Origin of the sequence: Clostridium sp. AM28-20LB, assembly GCF_003480665.1 — a bacterium.
In the GTDB taxonomy this organism is placed as follows: Bacteria; Bacillota; Clostridia; order Lachnospirales; family Lachnospiraceae; genus Otoolea; species Otoolea fessa.
In genome coordinates this window covers 22,045-37,267 of the sequence record NZ_QUJN01000001.1, presented here as the reverse complement: position 1 = coordinate 37,267, position 15,223 = coordinate 22,045, and the positions used below count along the sequence as shown (strand labels likewise).

12 protein-coding genes are annotated in these 15,223 nt (G+C 51.9%); all 12 read right to left on the bottom strand.

The window, feature by feature from the left end; all coding sequences use genetic code 11:
* Nucleotides 1–3 precede the first annotated feature (3 nt).
* Nucleotides 4–1,158 carry a cysteine desulfurase family protein gene (locus DW739_RS00175; RefSeq protein WP_117795084.1) on the bottom strand — a complete coding sequence of 385 codons (1,155 nt, stop codon included), beginning with the start codon at nucleotides 1,156–1,158 and terminating at the stop codon, nucleotides 4–6.
* Between the two features lie 31 nt (nucleotides 1,159–1,189).
* On the bottom strand, nucleotides 1,190–1,924 hold the full coding sequence (locus DW739_RS00170; protein WP_117795082.1) for a 16S rRNA (uracil(1498)-N(3))-methyltransferase: 735 nt from the start codon (nucleotides 1,922–1,924) through the stop codon (nucleotides 1,190–1,192).
* Between the two features lie 2 nt (nucleotides 1,925–1,926).
* Nucleotides 1,927–2,883 (bottom strand): 50S ribosomal protein L11 methyltransferase, encoded by a 957-nt coding sequence (gene prmA / locus DW739_RS00165; RefSeq protein WP_118742441.1) that lies wholly within the window; start codon nucleotides 2,881–2,883, stop codon nucleotides 1,927–1,929.
* A 131-nt stretch (nucleotides 2,884–3,014) separates the two neighbouring features.
* Nucleotides 3,015–3,776 (bottom strand): TSUP family transporter, encoded by a 762-nt coding sequence (locus tag DW739_RS00160; protein WP_118492080.1) that lies wholly within the window; start codon nucleotides 3,774–3,776, stop codon nucleotides 3,015–3,017.
* A 92-nt stretch (nucleotides 3,777–3,868) separates the two neighbouring features.
* Entirely contained in the window at nucleotides 3,869–5,125 is a 1,257-nt protein-coding gene (hemW, locus tag DW739_RS00155; protein WP_118684557.1) for a radical SAM family heme chaperone HemW, read from the bottom strand.
* A complete protein-coding gene (gene lepA, locus DW739_RS00150) occupies nucleotides 5,125–6,939 on the bottom strand; it encodes a translation elongation factor 4 (RefSeq protein WP_022359720.1) in 1,815 nt (604 codons plus the stop codon). Before lepA ends, hemW begins: the two co-directional genes overlap by 1 nt.
* A 178-nt stretch (nucleotides 6,940–7,117) precedes the next feature.
* Nucleotides 7,118–8,344 (bottom strand): stage II sporulation protein P, encoded by a 1,227-nt coding sequence (gene spoIIP, locus DW739_RS00145; protein ID WP_118742440.1) that lies wholly within the window; start codon nucleotides 8,342–8,344, stop codon nucleotides 7,118–7,120.
* A gap of 88 nt (nucleotides 8,345–8,432) precedes the next feature.
* A complete protein-coding gene (gene gpr / locus DW739_RS00140; protein ID WP_118472448.1) occupies nucleotides 8,433–9,434 on the bottom strand; it encodes a GPR endopeptidase in 1,002 nt (333 codons plus the stop codon).
* A 575-nt stretch (nucleotides 9,435–10,009) separates the two neighbouring features.
* Nucleotides 10,010–10,615 (bottom strand): ribosome biogenesis GTP-binding protein YihA/YsxC, encoded by a 606-nt coding sequence (gene yihA / locus DW739_RS00135; RefSeq protein ID WP_107001606.1) that lies wholly within the window; start codon nucleotides 10,613–10,615, stop codon nucleotides 10,010–10,012.
* Between the two features lie 21 nt (nucleotides 10,616–10,636).
* Nucleotides 10,637–12,958: an endopeptidase La gene (gene lon, locus DW739_RS00130; RefSeq protein WP_118472498.1), complete on the bottom strand. Its 2,322-nt coding sequence runs from the start codon at nucleotides 12,956–12,958 to the stop codon at nucleotides 10,637–10,639.
* 141 nt (nucleotides 12,959–13,099) lie between these two features.
* Nucleotides 13,100–14,398, bottom strand: a complete 1,299-nt coding sequence (gene clpX, locus DW739_RS00125) for an ATP-dependent Clp protease ATP-binding subunit ClpX (protein WP_117795072.1) — start codon at nucleotides 14,396–14,398, stop codon at nucleotides 13,100–13,102.
* A gap of 43 nt (nucleotides 14,399–14,441) precedes the next feature.
* The gene (gene clpP / locus DW739_RS00120) at nucleotides 14,442–15,023 is read right to left on the bottom strand and encodes an ATP-dependent Clp endopeptidase proteolytic subunit ClpP (RefSeq protein WP_022359226.1); all 582 of its coding nucleotides are present in this window, start codon (nucleotides 15,021–15,023) and stop codon (nucleotides 14,442–14,444) included.
* Nucleotides 15,024–15,223 lie beyond the last annotated feature (200 nt).

Here is a 15,223-nt window from a genome sequence, read left to right as displayed (position 1 = left end):
ATTTTATTTCATCTGGTAACGGCGCAGTACCGGAAGCAGTTCTCCCAGAACGCCGATCGCATAGTCTACTTCTTCCTCGGTATTCAGATCACCCAGACTGAACCGGATCGTCGAATCGAGAAGTTCTTTTTTCACGCCGATTCCCTTTAAAGTACCGCTGATGCCCGGATGATTGGACGAGCAGGCGGAACCGGACGATACATAAACCCCTTTGTCCTCCAGCGCATGGAGAAGTACCTCGCTGCGGACGCCCTCAAAGCTGGCGCTGACGATCTGCGGCGCGTTGGTGCGGTCCTCACTGCCGTTGATGGTGACGCCGCCGAGCGGTTTCAATCCCGCAATCAGGTGCTCCCGGAGTGTATACAGCTTTTCGATGCGTGCATCAAAATCTTTGTACGCCTCGCGTGCTGCCACGCCGAGTCCGACACACCCCGGCACATTTTCCGTACCGGAACGCATGCCCTTCTGCTGGCCGCCGCCAAACAGAATCGGGCGGATCTTGACACCGTCGCGGATATAGAGGAATCCGACGCCCTTCGGCGCATGGATCTTGTGTCCGCTGACGGAAAGCAGGTCAATTCCCTGTTTTTTCGGACGGATCTTATATTTTCCATATGCCTGGATCGCATCGACATGGAACAATGTCTTCGGATTTTTCTTCTTGATGCACTGGCTGATCGCCTCGATCGGCTCTACTGCTCCAACCTCGTTATTGACGTACATCACAGACACCAGGATCGTGTCCTCGCGGATAGCTTTTTCCAGATCCTCCAGAGAAATATGCCCCAGATGATCGACCGGAAGATAGGTCACCTCAAAGCCCATCTCCTCCAGAAATGACATCGTATTGTAGATCGACGGATGTTCCACACCGGTCGTGATAAGGTGTTTTCCGGCTCTGCGGTTTGCCAGCGCCGTGCCGATCAGCGCCGTATTGTTCGACTCTGTTCCGCCGGAAGTAAAGAGAATCTCCTTCTCCTGCACTTTCAGTGTATCCGCGATCGCCTTCTTTGCCTCGCGAATCAAATTTTCTGCTTCCACACCTTTTCTGTGCTTCGCCGCCGCGTTTCCGTAGTTGACGCACATTGCATCAACGACTGCATCCTTTACGCAGTCCAGCACCTTGGTGGTCGCTGAATTATCAAAATAGGCTTCCATTTTTATCTCTATCTCCTTTGTAATTTTCCAATTACACTTCCAACTGCAGCATCAGTGCCGACAGCATACACAAGCCTGCCGTCTCCGTCCGCAAAATTCTCTTTCCAAGCGTTACGATCTCCGCCCCGTTTTCCCTGGCAAGCTCGACTTCTTCGTCCTCAAAACCGCCCTCCGGACCGATGAAAACGGCGATATCCGTACCCGGCTTGACCGACGCCAGCAGTTCCCTCGTTTTCCGGATGCCGTCCGCCGACTCATATGGCAGAAGAACCATATCGTACCCGGCTGCCTCTTTGACCGCCTCTTTGTAGGTCATAAGCGGCGCCACCTCCGGGATAAGGCTGCGCTTGGACTGCTTCGCGGCGCTCTCAGAAACCGCATTCCAGCGTTTTCTCTTCGCGTCCGCTTTTTTCGCATCCAGCTTGACAACCGAGCGCTTCATGCTGACCGGAACCACCCGGTATGCCCCCAGCTCCACCGCCTTCTGGATGATCAGTTCCATCTTATCGCCCTTCGGAAGCCCCTGGAACAGGTGAATCCGCGCCGGAAGCTCTTTGTTTTCCCATTCTTCCAGAATCTTTGCCGAAACATACTCTGGTTCCAGTTCTTCCACGCGGCAGAAATAGTCGCCGCCCTCACGGCTGCTGATCAGGATCTCCTCGCCCGGCTTCATCCGCAGAACATTGCGGATATGGTTGACATCCGCGCCCTCAATCCGGATTTCTTCCGCCCCGATCTGGTGCGGTTCCACAAAAAAATGGTACATGATTATTTTTTCCTCGCTGTCACAGAAACCCACTCGCCCTGATGGGTGATCTCTACAATCTCAAAGGCATCGTTCGCCTCAAATGCCGCCTTGACTGCCTCTTCCTTCATATCAATAATACCTGATGTGATGAAGATACCATTTTTCTTAATATGAACCGGGATCTCTTTCTGTAGCATGATGATAACGTCTGCCAGAATATTGGCAACCGCAATGTCGTAATACTCGTATTTTACTTCGTCCTGCACTGCCTTGTCGTCGATGATGTTGCCCTGTACGACCTTGAACTGCTCCGGTGCAATTCCGTTTGCTTCCAGATTCTCGCCAACGGCTGTGATCGCATTTTCATCCAGATCCGTTCCAAATACGTGTTTTGCGCCCAGTTTTAACGCCGTGATGCCTAAGATACCGCTTCCGGTTCCGACATCAAGCACCTCTGAATCCGGTGTCACGTATTTCTCGAGCTGGCGGATGCACAGCTGCGTTGTCTCATGCATGCCCGTACCAAACGCCGTACCCGGATCGATCTGAATCAGCAGCTTGTCCTTGTGCTCCTCCGGCACTGTCTCCCAGGTCGGCTTGATAAGGATGTGATCGACCGTAAACGGTTTGAAATACTGTTTCCAGTTGTTGATCCAGTCCTTATCCTCCGTCTCGGATTCTGCAAACGTGCAGGCGCCCAGATCGGTAAACGTCTTCAATTCTTCCAGCGCCTCTTTGACTTTCGCCATCATCGCCGGGATATCATCATCCTCATCGAGATAAAAACTTACCTTCGCCACGCCCTCATCCGGCGGAAGCTCCGGCAGAATGTCGATGAACATTCCCTTCGTCTCTTTCTCGGTCAGCGGGATATTGTCCTCAATCTCAATGCCCTCGATGCCGAGTTCATCCAATGTGTAGCTGATGAGATCCACCGCCTCTGTGGTGGTCGTCAGCGTAAATTTCTTCCATTTCATGTTCGTTACCTCTCTTTATTGAAACGACTTATCAGCCAAATATTCACGTTTCATCACGCAGCTATTTTTTCATCATTTTCACTGTAAATGTGTCAAACGAAGAATCCGCCTAATCGTTTTAATTTTCTTTTCTAATTTCCCAATAAAATCTTCACAAACAGGATCGCCAGCACTACCAGAATCAGCGGGCGCACGATCTTCTGTCCATTTCCCATTACCAGACCGGAACCGATATAATTTCCTAAAATACTGCAGATCGCCGCAGCCAGCCCCAGCGTGTAAATGATCTTGCCGTGAATCACAAATGTGACAAACGCCGCCACATTAGACGAAAGATTGATCGCCTTTGTCGTACCCGCCGCCTCTTTCATCGTATAGCGCGCCGCTCCTGTGAGCACCAGCAGCAGGAAAGTTCCGGTTCCCGGTCCGTAAAAACCATCATAAATACCGATGATCAGCGCGGATGCCAGCGCAATCAGGAACGATTTCCGCTCCGGCAGGGTGCCCGCCAGCGAATCATCGCCCATTTTCTTATTCCGCATAACATAAAATGCTACAATCGGAAGAATCACGATCATCATATACTGTAAAATCTTATCGCTGACTAACAAAGTCAGGTTCGAACCGATCGAAGAACCGATCAGCGCCGCCACGATAAACCAAACCACCTTCTTAAACTGTATGTAACCGTTTTTGGCAAACCGCCCGGTCGCGATTGCCGTTCCCATCATGGAACTCATTTTGTTGGTTCCGAGCGCCATATGGGTCGGAACCCCGGCGATCAGGTACGCCGGAAGTGAAATCAATCCGCCTCCCCCTGCGATCGCATCCACAAAGCCTGCCAGAAATACCATCGGGCAGACGATTATAAACTGCAGTATCGTGCAATCCATGCTACATCCTCCAAAATTTTCATGCACGCCCAAATTCCTCCTGCCGTCGCAAAACAGAAATCAAAAAGCACTCCGGGCATACATTTCTATTCTTATTGCAAAAACTCCGCCAGTGCATAGGTACTGACATCCAAGCCATATTCAGTCAGGCGGATATGGCTATCTGTCTGGACCGCTGCTTCCAACAATCCTTCTTTCAAAAGCCTCTCGATCACCTCACCGTACACCGCTTCCATCGCCACGCCAAACCGGCGTTCAAACTCTGCCGTCCGGACGCCGCCGGTCAGCCGCAGCCCCAGAAACATAAATTCTTCCATCCGCTCCTGACGGCTCAATTCGTGTATTTCCTCATACTGCGCGCCCGCTGCCAGCTCTTCTTTCGTAAACACCAGATAACGGTTCAAATCCGCCGTCACCTGAAAGCGCTTCCCGCCCACCAGCGAGGATGCCCCCAGACCAAGCCCCAGATACTCCACACCGGTCCAGTAACCGATGTTGTGGCGGCAGGCATAGCCCGGTCTGGCATAATTGGAAATCTCATACCGCTCATAGCCCAGCTTCGCCAGCGTTGTTTTCGTGTGGTGGTACATATTCCGGTCTGTCTCCTCATCCGGCAGACATTTGCAGCCTTCATACTTCGTCTGTAAACGCTTTGGCATAGAGGCGTAATCGCCGTATTTTTCCAGATCCGCGCACATCTCCCCGTACTCTTCATATAACGGCGTGCCTTCTTCCACAATCAGGCTGTATGCGGAAATATGTTCCGGTTCAAGGTCGCAGACGAACCGCAGAGTCTCCTGCCAGCTCTCCTCCGACTGTCCCGGAAGCGCCGACATCAGATCGACATTGATATTGTCAAATCCAGCGTCCCGCGCAGCACGAAAACTCTGTAAAAACTGCTCCCGCGTATGAATCCGCCCTAAAAGCCGCAATTCCTCCTCCGAAGCCGACTGCAGCCCCAGACTCAGGCGGTTGACCCCTGCATTCCGGTAACCGGCTGCCGAATCCGGCGTCAATGTCCCCGGATTCGCCTCCATCGTGATCTCCGCATCCGGCTCTACCCGAAAGACCTGCCGGACGGCTGCCAGAATCCGCTCAATCGCCGATGGTGGAAGCAGGGACGGCGTTCCGCCGCCGATAAAGATCGTCTCCACCGTCCGCCCTGTCAGGTTTAGCCGCGGCGCCGCATTTTCAGGACACTGCCCTGCATCCTCTTCCGGAATGCTTTCAATCTCCCGGATCAGCTGATCCACATATTTTTCCCGCACGCACGCATCGGACGCAAACGAAAGAAAATCACAGTAACGGCATTTGCGGACGCAGAACGGGATGTGTATATATAATTCCATTATTCCTCGTCCAGCTTCAGGACGCTCATAAATGCTTTCTGCGGAATCTCTACGTTTCCGATCTGACGCATACGTTTCTTTCCTTCCTTCTGCTTCTCCAGAAGTTTTCTCTTTCGGGAAATATCGCCGCCGTAGCATTTTGCCAGAACGTCCTTCCGCATTGCCTTGACCGTCTCGCGGGCAATGATCTTTCCACCGACCGCCGCCTGGATTGGAATCTCAAATAAATGACGCGGAATCTCATCCTTGAGCTTCTCGCACATTTTTCTGCCGCGCTCATATGCCGAACCTTCGAATACGATGAAAGAGAGCGCGTCCACTTCCTCGCGGTTGACGAGAATATCCAGTTTTACCAGCTTGGATTCCTCGTAGCCCTTTAACTCATAATCAAACGACGCGTAACCGCGGGAGCGCGATTTCAATGCATCGAAGAAATCATAAATAATCTCATTTAACGGAAGTTCATATTTCAGCAGCGCACGGCTCGCCTCAATATACTCCATTCCCAGGTAAACGCCGCGGCGCTCCTGGCACAGCGTCATGATCGCACCGACAAACTCGGTCGTAACCATGATCTCCGCCGACACGATCGGCTCTTCCATATAGGCAATCTCGGACGGATCCGGCAGGTTTGACGGGTTCGTCAGCTCAATCATATCGCCGTTCGTCTTGTGCACCCGGTATACAACGCCCGGCGCCGTTGTCACAAGATCCAGATTGTACTCGCGTTCCAGGCGTTCCTGGATAATATCCAGATGGAGAAGCCCCAGGAAACCACACCGGAAACCAAAGCCCAGCGCTACCGATGTCTCCGGCTCAAAATAGAGCGCTGCATCGTTGAGCTGCAGCTTCTCCAGCGCATCCCGCAGATCCGGATATTTCGCACCGTCCGCCGGATAAAGACCGCAGTATACCATCGGCGTTACCTTCTTGTAACCCGGAAGCGGCTCTGCACATGGGTTGTCCAGATCGGTAATCGTATCGCCCACGCGGGTATCCTGCACATTTTTAATACTGGCAGTCACATAGCCAACCATACCGGCTGAAAGCTCTTCGCACGGAATAAACTGACCTGCGCCAAAATATCCAACCTCCACAACCTCGGCAGCCGCTCCGGTCGCCATCATTTTCATGCGTGTGCCTTTTTTGATCGTACCGTTCTTCACACGGCAGAATACGATAACGCCCTTGTAAGAATCATACAGAGAGTCGAAAATAAGCGCCTGCAGCGATGCCTCCGGATCGCCCGCCGGTGCCGGGATCTTCTGCACGATCTCCTCCAGAACTGCCTCGACATTTAAGCCGGTCTTCGCAGAAATACGCGGTGCATCTGACGCCTCCAGACCGATCACATCCTCGATCTCCGCTGCCACGCGCTCCGGATCCGCACTCGGCAGATCGATCTTATTTAACACCGGAATGACCTCCAGATCATGATCCAGCGCCAGATATACATTCGCCAGCGTCTGCGCCTCGATTCCCTGTGCCGCATCCACAACCAGAATCGCGCCGTCGCACGCCGCCAGGCTTCGGGAAACCTCGTAGTTAAAGTCCACATGTCCAGGCGTGTCGATTAGGTTAAAAATGTACTCCTGACCGTCTTTCGCCTTATATACCGTGCGGACTGCCTGCGACTTGATGGTAATACCTCTCTCCCGCTCCAGATCCATGTTATCAAGCACCTGCGCCTGCATCTCACGGCTCGTTAAAAGTCCCGTCATCTCAATAATACGATCTGCCAGCGTTGATTTGCCGTGATCGATATGTGCAATGATGCAGAAATTTCTGATTTTGCTCTGATCTATAATTGCCATCCGTTCATTCCTCTCTCTGTATCACTTTGTTTGGCAGCAACATGTTTGCTGCGATATCTTATTTTTTATTTAAAATCATCTTTTATAATAAATAACACCTGATCTAAATGAATATACCATTTTTTCAGGTACGCCGCAAGTCCTGAAATAGAAAAAGCCTTGACTAAAAGCCTTGCCATTAACCTGCCAGCACCTGATCCAGAAGCTGCGCCAGCGGATCCATCGCATTGACCGCCTCTTCATATGTGTTCGTCTGTGCCCCGACCTCGATCAGCGCCGAGCGCGGGCGTAGATGCAGATTGTAACGAAGCCCCTTTAAATAGATCGTCCGCGTAAACCCAGGATATATCTGATCGGCGTTCCACTTCATCTGGAAACTGAACGCCAGATTTTCCTTCCTGCAGGGATTTGCCAGATACTCGATCGGTCCGTCCGGCGTCTCGCTGGTACCGTTGAAGAACATGATCTGCGCCGTCGGTTTTCCTTCTATCTGCGTGACTAGATGCGTCTGCTCGCTGACACCGTCCCGGTGCACATCTAAAATCACCTGAATCGACGGGTATTTCTGCAAAAGGTTCGTGACACCCTCGCAGGCATATGTATAGGCACGGCTCCGGTCTAGATGCCCCGACTTCATATCATAGGCAGTTGTATCGTGCCAGACCTGATATCCTTTCGCCCGCAGCCGTTTTGCCAGCTCTTCCCCCAGAGACACCACCGCTCCCTTTCCGTCGCTTCCCGCATAATCTCTATAATTTTCCTGCGAATGGGTATGATAAATCAAGATCTGTGGTCCGTCCGCCTCGTCCTTCCTGATTGTCAGATCCATCGATAAAAATGTCTCTGCGTTCATCAGGCTCCGGTCAATCGATGCCGTCGGGTGGATTGTAAAAAAATGCTGGATCAGATAATCATAATCTTCCAGCTTTTTCCGCAGACGCGGGCTGTCCACCAGTGCGGCAGGATTTGCCCTCTCTGTCTTTTCTCCATTCTTTCCAGCACTATACAGCCTCTCTTCGTCTGTCTCTCCGCCGCCCTGTCTCCCACTTCCATGAACAAGCCCGTTCCATTTTCCAAGTAAAGTTCCATCCACCAGCCTACTCCCGGAAAACTGTGCCAGGAAATCCATATACTCCTGCCGGACTTCCTGTTCTTCCAGATATTTATAATAGGACGGATCGGCTTCTCCCTGCGTCTGTTTCTTCCACCCGGCAAGTCTATGCCTTTTCCCCTCCTCCGAATCTGGTATATCCCGCAAATTAGTCCCCCAGACCGGATACCAGGACCTTACCACCGCATTCTGCACAGCTGTCCAGATGAATGCACGCATCTTCCAGCCGACTGTCAGCAAAAACAGAACCATCAGGAGCCCGGCTGCCCTCTGCCACCACCGCACCGCATTCATCTCCCTTCTTTCCTGTTCTATCCTATGCGATTAGCAAAGTGTAGTTTCCTGTTTGGTTCTGTTTTTCAATCTGGCATTTTTTTCAGTGTTATCTTTCTTCCTCCAGCCGCTCCACTGCCCGCCGGATCCCCTCGGCGATTGCTGCGCTCAGCTTGCAGATACGCTCGTCCATGTCCTGCGGGGTCACAAACATCGCTCCAAATTCAGGTTCCAGAAGTTCCCGGATCAGCTCATACTGGCTGTCCGAATCCAGTTCCCGGATGTATTCACCGTACCGGCTGCCCTCTTTTGAGGCGGTTAGTGTCCGCACTAACGCATTGACCGTCCCGTGAACGATCGCCGCCGCGCCCACAACCGTCGGAACGCCGATCGCGATTACCGGCACGCCGAGATTTTCCCGCGTCATTCCCCGGCGGTGGTTGCCGACGCCGGAACCCGGATGAATTCCTGTATCCGTCAGCTGAATGGTGCTTGCCAGACGGTGGACGTTTCGCGCCGCCAGCGCGTCGACCGCGATCACCAGATCCGGGCGGCTCTCCCGCACGACGCCGCGGACAATTTCTGCCGTCTCCATCCCTGTCTGTGCCATCACCCCTGGATGGATACCGCTGAGAACCGGATGCACCGTCCGCCCCGCTTTCTCAGCCGTATAGAGGTATGTGCCATTTCTTCTGCCTGGCTCCGTCCGCAGATGGCGGTTCATCGAAAGCCCATCCACCACGCGCGGTCCCAGCGAATCCGGCGTCACCTGCCGGTTTCCCAGTCCCGCTACCAGAATCGAAAGTCCGGCCATGGTTGAAGCACAGTTTTTCCGGATCAGGGACGCCAGCTGCCGTCCTAACTCCCCGGCAGCCGCCTCACAGTATGCGTCCTCTGTCTCCGACAGCCCCGGATCTTCCATCGTCAGGTAGGTTCCCATCGGCTTTCCCATTGATTCCGCACCTTTTTCGTTCAAAATCGAGACTTCCGTCATCCGGATCGAACTGCCATGACAGCGCCATTCCCGCAGCGCCACACCGCCGATTTCGCCCCCATCCCCCTCAAAACTTTCTCTCTCCTCCAACGCCAGATCCGTCCGATTTTCAAACATGGCTGCTCCCTTCTATCTCACAACTCAATCACAACCCGCACCACCATAAGGCTTAAATTCCATCCTATCACTTTTTACTTCAAGATAGCCTTATTATTTTTCTCAATTCGTAACTGTTCAGTACCTTCACAGTCACGCGCAAAAATTCATTAAAACGCAGTAAATGCGCAGACCTACTGAACAGTTACCTCAATTTTTATATTTTCCAGAAATATATATTTTATTCTCTCAAAAAAACCTAACGCTTTTTTTGTTTCATAGGACGCAATTTCCTGTGAAACAAAAAACTGCGCCACCCAGCCCAGATATTTGACATTGCCCGCAAGGATAGGCGCCGCCTGATATCCGGTCAGATACCGCAGTTTATACGTTTATTTTTCGAATTTTTCTAAAACTCTATTCTATTTCTCGCCGTCCGCACTCTCCACCGGCGTTACTGTTCACACACGTGTGCTCAGCAACGGGATTTTGCCGATGCTACGCATTCCAAATCGGCAAAATCTGCTGCCGGAACTGTATCGTACGGAATTTTCAGTTCAGAAAATTCCTACCTGTGAACAGTTACCCACCGGCATCTATTCCCCCGGATGTTCCACCTTCCAGATCTCCGTCTCCAGATAGTTCCAGATCTCTTCTCTGCCCTGTTTTGTCTCGGCGGAGAACGGAATCATCATCACTTCGGTGCCGACTCCCAGACCTGTTCTGAGAATCTTTAACTGTTTCTGGAGCTGGCTGCGCTTGATCTTGTCAGCCTTGGTCGCAATCAGGATCGGCTGGAAGCCCTGGGAAACGATCCAGTCGTACATGAGCTTGTCGTTTGAAGATGGCTCATGACGGATATCAATCAGTAGGAAGACGCAGCGAAGCATCTGCGATTTGTGCAGATAATTCTCAATCATCTTGCCCCACTTTGCCTTGACCTCGACGCTCGCGCGCGCGTAGCCGTACCCTGGCAGATCGACGTAGTAAAACGCGTCGTTGATATGGTAAAAATTGATCGTCTGGGTCTTGCCCGGCTGCGAGGATGTTCTCGCATAGGATCGGCGGTTCATCAGCGCATTGATCAGGGACGATTTGCCGACGTTTGATTTGCCTGCAAACGCGAATTCAGGCTGTGTATTTGCCGGCAGCTTACTGGTGATACCGCAGACGGTTTCCAGATTTACATCTTTTATAATCATATTTTTTCTCCTACTAAACCGCTATTTCTCCGGTACAAATGCCTCTCGGATGACTTCGTTCATCTCCTTGATGTATACGATCTCCATTCCTTTCGTGATTTCCTTCGAAAGCTCCTCGACATCCGGCTGATTTTTCGCCGGTACCAGTACCTTTTCCACCTGCGCCATGCGGGCTGCGAGCAGTTTTTCTTTCAGACCGCCGATCATCAGCACATGACCGCGCAGCGTTACCTCGCCGGTCATCGCCACACGCGGCAGTACCTTCCGTCCTGTCACCGCCGACAGCATCGCCGTTGCCATCGTGATTCCGGCCGATGGACCATCCTTCGGCACCGCGCCCTCCGGGATATGCAGGTGAATATCGTGTTTCTCGAAATAGTTCTCCTTCACGCCGTAATCAGATGCAACCGAACGCACATAGGTCAGTGCAATCTGCGCCGACTCCTTCATGACATCGCCCATCTGACCCGTCATCTGCAGCACGCCTTTGCCCGGCATGACATTGACCTCGATCTGCAGTGTATCGCCGCCGACGCTCGTCCACGCCAGACCGCGCACGATACCGACCTGTGCCTCATTTCCGGCTGCATCGAAGAAGACTTTCTCGCGTCCCAGATAATGATCCAGATTCCGCTCTGTCACGCGGATCGACGGTTTCTTCTTCTCCAGCACCTCTCTGGCTGCCTTTCGGCAGATATCGCCAACCCGGCGCTCCAGATTCCTGACTCCAGCTTCCCTGGTGTAGCTGTGAATCATTTTCTCCAGCGCCGAACCCGTGATATTTAACTGTTCCTTCGAAAGGCCATTCTTCTCCAGCTGTTTCGGAATCAGATAGTCTTTTGCAATGTGATATTTTTCATTTTCCGTGTAACTATTGACTTCAATCAGCTCCATACGGTCCAGCAGCGGTCCAGGGATCGTCTGCGTTGTATTCGCCGTCGCGATAAATAATACCTCCGACAGGTCAATCGGGATCTCCACATAATGGTCGCGGAATTTCACATTCTGCTCGCTGTCCAGCACCTCTAAGAGCGCCGAGGATGTATCTCCCTTATAATCGCTGCTGACTTTGTCGATCTCATCCAGCAGCATCAGCGGATTGGCAACCCCTGCCTGCTTGAGCCCTTCCACGATGCGTCCCGGCATCGCGCCGACGTAGGTCTTTCTGTGACCGCGGATCTCCGCCTCGTCGCGCACGCCGCCCAGGCTGATGCGGACATATTTGCGTCCCATCGCCTTCGCAATCGAGCGGGCGATCGAAGTTTTACCGGTTCCAGGCGGTCCCACCAGGCAAAGGATCGGGCTGGTGCCCTTCTTCGTCAGGATGCGGACTGCCAGGTATTCCAGCACGCGCTCTTTGACCTTTTCCAGACCATAATGGTCGGCTTCCAGAATCTCTTCCGCATGCTTCAGGCTCGCGTTATCCTTCGTCATTTTGTTCCACGGCAGTTCCAGCACCGTTTCCAGATATGTCCGGATCACATTCGCATCCTGGCTGCCAGCCGGCATATTCTGGAAACGGTTGATCTCCTTGCGGATCCGCTCCTTTACTTCCACGCTGGCTTTGATCTTCTTCAACTGTTCCTTCATCTCATCCGCATCAGAAACCGGATTTTCCTCTCCCAGCTCCTCCCGGATCACACGCAGCTGCTCCCGCAGAATATAATCACGCTGATTTTTATCCAGCGCCGCCTTTACCTTCGTCTGAAACTCGCGTTTCACGCGGTAAACCTCTAATTCCGTCAGCAGAAGCTGCAGCTCTGTCTCATACATCTCCGTCAGCGTCCGGCATTCCAGTACCGACTGGCGCGCTTCATAGTTCCACGGGAACTGGGCTGATATCTGGTTCATTAATTCGGTCAGATCTGGCTGTGCGATCAACGGACTTAATACTTCACGTCCCGCTGCCACATTTAATTTTCCGTATTCTTCCAGCTTTTCTTTCAGAATCCGGAGCATCGCCTCTTTCTGAATCGTGTCCAGATCGTCCTCGACCGGATCCAGAATCTCCACGATCGCAGTGCAGCATGCCTCGCCCTTCTCCATCTCCAGAAGCTCGGCTCTCTCCTGCCCTTCCACCGTGACGCGCACCATGCCGCCCGGCATCTTGACAAGCTGTTTCACGTAGCCAATCGTTCCTACCTGAAAAATCCCGTCAATATCCGGGATCACCTCATCCGGCTGCTTCTGCGTCGCCAGAAATACTCGCTGATCGCCCACCATCGCCTGCTCCACCGCCGCGATGGATTTATCCCGGATGATATCGAAATTTACCGTCATCTGCGGCAGCACGGTCAGTCCGCGCAGCGCGATCATCGGCATTGTCAGTTTCTTATCTTCCATAACACCTTTATCTTTCTTAATCAAATGTATCGTTATTTCCTGTGAAAAGAAAAACAGGGGTCTGCCTATGGCAGTTCGCCATCTCACAGACCCCATTAACAGCCGCCATTCTCAAGCTGCTGCATTTATTTTCCTTTACATTTACGCAATCTCGCCGGTTCTGTCTTTCTTAGAACGTCCTGTAAAAGACTTGCGGGGCACCGTATTGTCGCGATATACCAGCTCCGGCGCACTCTTTCCCTCGACTACGTCTTTGGTAATCGTGCAGATGCCGATCGTGGAATCGGACGGAATCTCATACATGGTATCCATCATCAGGGACTCCATGATAGAACGAAGTCCTCTGGCTCCCGTCTTTCTCTCGACTGCCATGTGGGCGATCGCCATCAGCGCATCATCCGTGAACTCCAGCTTCACGCCGTCCAGATCGAGAAGCGCCTGATACTGCTTGATCAGGGCATTCTTCGGCTCTCTTAAAATGCGGACCAGCGCCTCCTCATTGAGCGTCTGGAGCGATACCGTGATTGGCACACGACCGATAAACTCCGGAATCAGACCAAACTTCGTCAGATCCTGCGGCATTACCTGTTTCAGAAGCTCATCGATATCCTGATGCTTGCGATCCACAATATCGGAGTTAAATCCGATGGAACCGGCACCTAAACGGCTGTCGATGATCTTCTCCAGACCGTCAAATGCACCGCCGCAGATGAACAGGATGTTGGTCGTATCGATCTGAATCAGTTCCTGCTGCGGATGCTTTCTGCCGCCCTGCGGCGGAACACTGGCAATGGTTCCTTCCAGAATCTTTAAAAGCGCCTGCTGTACACCCTCGCCCGATACATCGCGGGTGATAGATACATTTTCAGACTTCTTCGTAATTTTATCAATCTCATCAATATAAATGATGCCGTACTCTGCCTTGCTGACGTCGTAATCAGCCGCCTGGATGATCTTCAAGAGAATGTTCTCTACATCCTCGCCGACATATCCAGCCTCGGTCAGAGTGGTCGCATCCGCGATGGCAAACGGTACATTTAAGATCTTCGCCAGCGTCTGCGCCAGGTATGTCTTACCGGAACCGGTCGGTCCGAGCATCAGGATGTTGCTCTTCTGAAGCTCTACATCCTGCGTGGACTTGGACATAACTCTCTTGTAATGGTTATAAACCGCTACGGAGAGCACCTTCTTGGCGTCGTCCTGTCCGATGACATACTCATCGAGAAATTCTTTGATTTCCTTCGGCTTCAGCAGGTTGATTCCGCTGAAATCCGGTCCTTTTTCCTGATCGGCAAATTCCTCTTCCAGAATCTCCGAGCAGAGTTCGATACAGTCATCGCAGATATATACATTATCTGTGCCAGCGATCAGTTTTCTAACCTGATCCTGTGTCTTGCCGCAAAATGAGCAGCGTATTTTGTCGTCTGTTCTGCCTGGCATACTTCCACCTTGTTCCTTTCTATTATTCCATCCAGAAATCTAATTAGTGGTTGGTAATGACACAATCAATCAGACCATACTCTTTCGCCTGCTCTGCTGTCATGTAATTATCACGCTCTGTATCACGCACGATCACGTCATACGGCTGGCCTGTATTGGCTGCCAGAATCTCATTTAATTTCTTCTTGGTACGAAGAATATTCTCCGCTACAATCTGGATCTCGGTTGCCTGTCCTCTCGCGCCGCCGGATGGCTGGTGAATCATCACTTCTGCGTTCGGAAGTGCATATCTCTTTCCTTTGGTACCGCCGGAAAGCAGGAATGCGCCCATGCTGGCTGCCATACCCAGACAGATGGTAGATACATCACATTTGATATAATTCATCGTGTCATAGATCGCCATACCTGCGGTAACAGAACCGCCCGGGCTGTTGATATATAAGCTGATATCCTTATTCGGATCCTCTGCCTCCAGGAACAGAAGCTGTGCTACAACCAGGCTGGCTGTCACATCATTTACTTCCTCTCCCAGGAAAATGATACGATCTTTAAGCAAACGGGAGTAAATGTCATACGTCCGCTCGCCGCGGCTGGTGGATTCAAGGACATAAGGTACTAAACTCATGATTCTTCCTCCTATAATTGAGAATGAATGTTTATGGCAAAAATTGTTACAGTTCACACGCGTGCAAACTGTAACAGGATTTTGCTGATGCTTCGCATTACAAATCAGCAAAATCTGCTGCCACTATGTTATCGCACGGCACTTTCGGTTCCAAAAGTGCCTGCCTGTGAACAGTAATACAAAATTCTATGATGCCTTAG

What these genes read in the sequence shown, in the direction of transcription:
- DW739_RS00175 (WP_117795084.1), bottom strand. Translation starts at nt 1,158, where the DNA reads ATGGAAGCCTATTTTGATAATTCAGCGACCACCAAGGTGCTGGACTGC.
- DW739_RS00170 (WP_117795082.1), bottom strand. Translation starts at nt 1,924, where the DNA reads ATGTACCATTTTTTTGTGGAACCGCACCAGATCGGGGCGGAAGAAATC.
- prmA (WP_118742441.1), bottom strand. Translation starts at nt 2,883, where the DNA reads ATGAAATGGAAGAAATTTACGCTGACGACCACCACAGAGGCGGTGGAT.
- DW739_RS00160 (WP_118492080.1), bottom strand. Translation starts at nt 3,776, where the DNA reads ATGGATTGCACGATACTGCAGTTTATAATCGTCTGCCCGATGGTATTT.
- hemW (WP_118684557.1), bottom strand. Translation starts at nt 5,125, where the DNA reads ATGGAATTATATATACACATCCCGTTCTGCGTCCGCAAATGCCGTTAC.
- lepA (WP_022359720.1), bottom strand. Translation starts at nt 6,939, where the DNA reads ATGGCAATTATAGATCAGAGCAAAATCAGAAATTTCTGCATCATTGCA.
- spoIIP (WP_118742440.1), bottom strand. Translation starts at nt 8,344, where the DNA reads ATGAATGCGGTGCGGTGGTGGCAGAGGGCAGCCGGGCTCCTGATGGTT.
- gpr (WP_118472448.1), bottom strand. Translation starts at nt 9,434, where the DNA reads ATGTTTGAAAATCGGACGGATCTGGCGTTGGAGGAGAGAGAAAGTTTT.
- yihA (WP_107001606.1), bottom strand. Translation starts at nt 10,615, where the DNA reads ATGATTATAAAAGATGTAAATCTGGAAACCGTCTGCGGTATCACCAGT.
- lon (WP_118472498.1), bottom strand. Translation starts at nt 12,958, where the DNA reads ATGGAAGATAAGAAACTGACAATGCCGATGATCGCGCTGCGCGGACTG.
- clpX (WP_117795072.1), bottom strand. Translation starts at nt 14,398, where the DNA reads ATGCCAGGCAGAACAGACGACAAAATACGCTGCTCATTTTGCGGCAAG.
- clpP (WP_022359226.1), bottom strand. Translation starts at nt 15,023, where the DNA reads ATGAGTTTAGTACCTTATGTCCTTGAATCCACCAGCCGCGGCGAGCGG.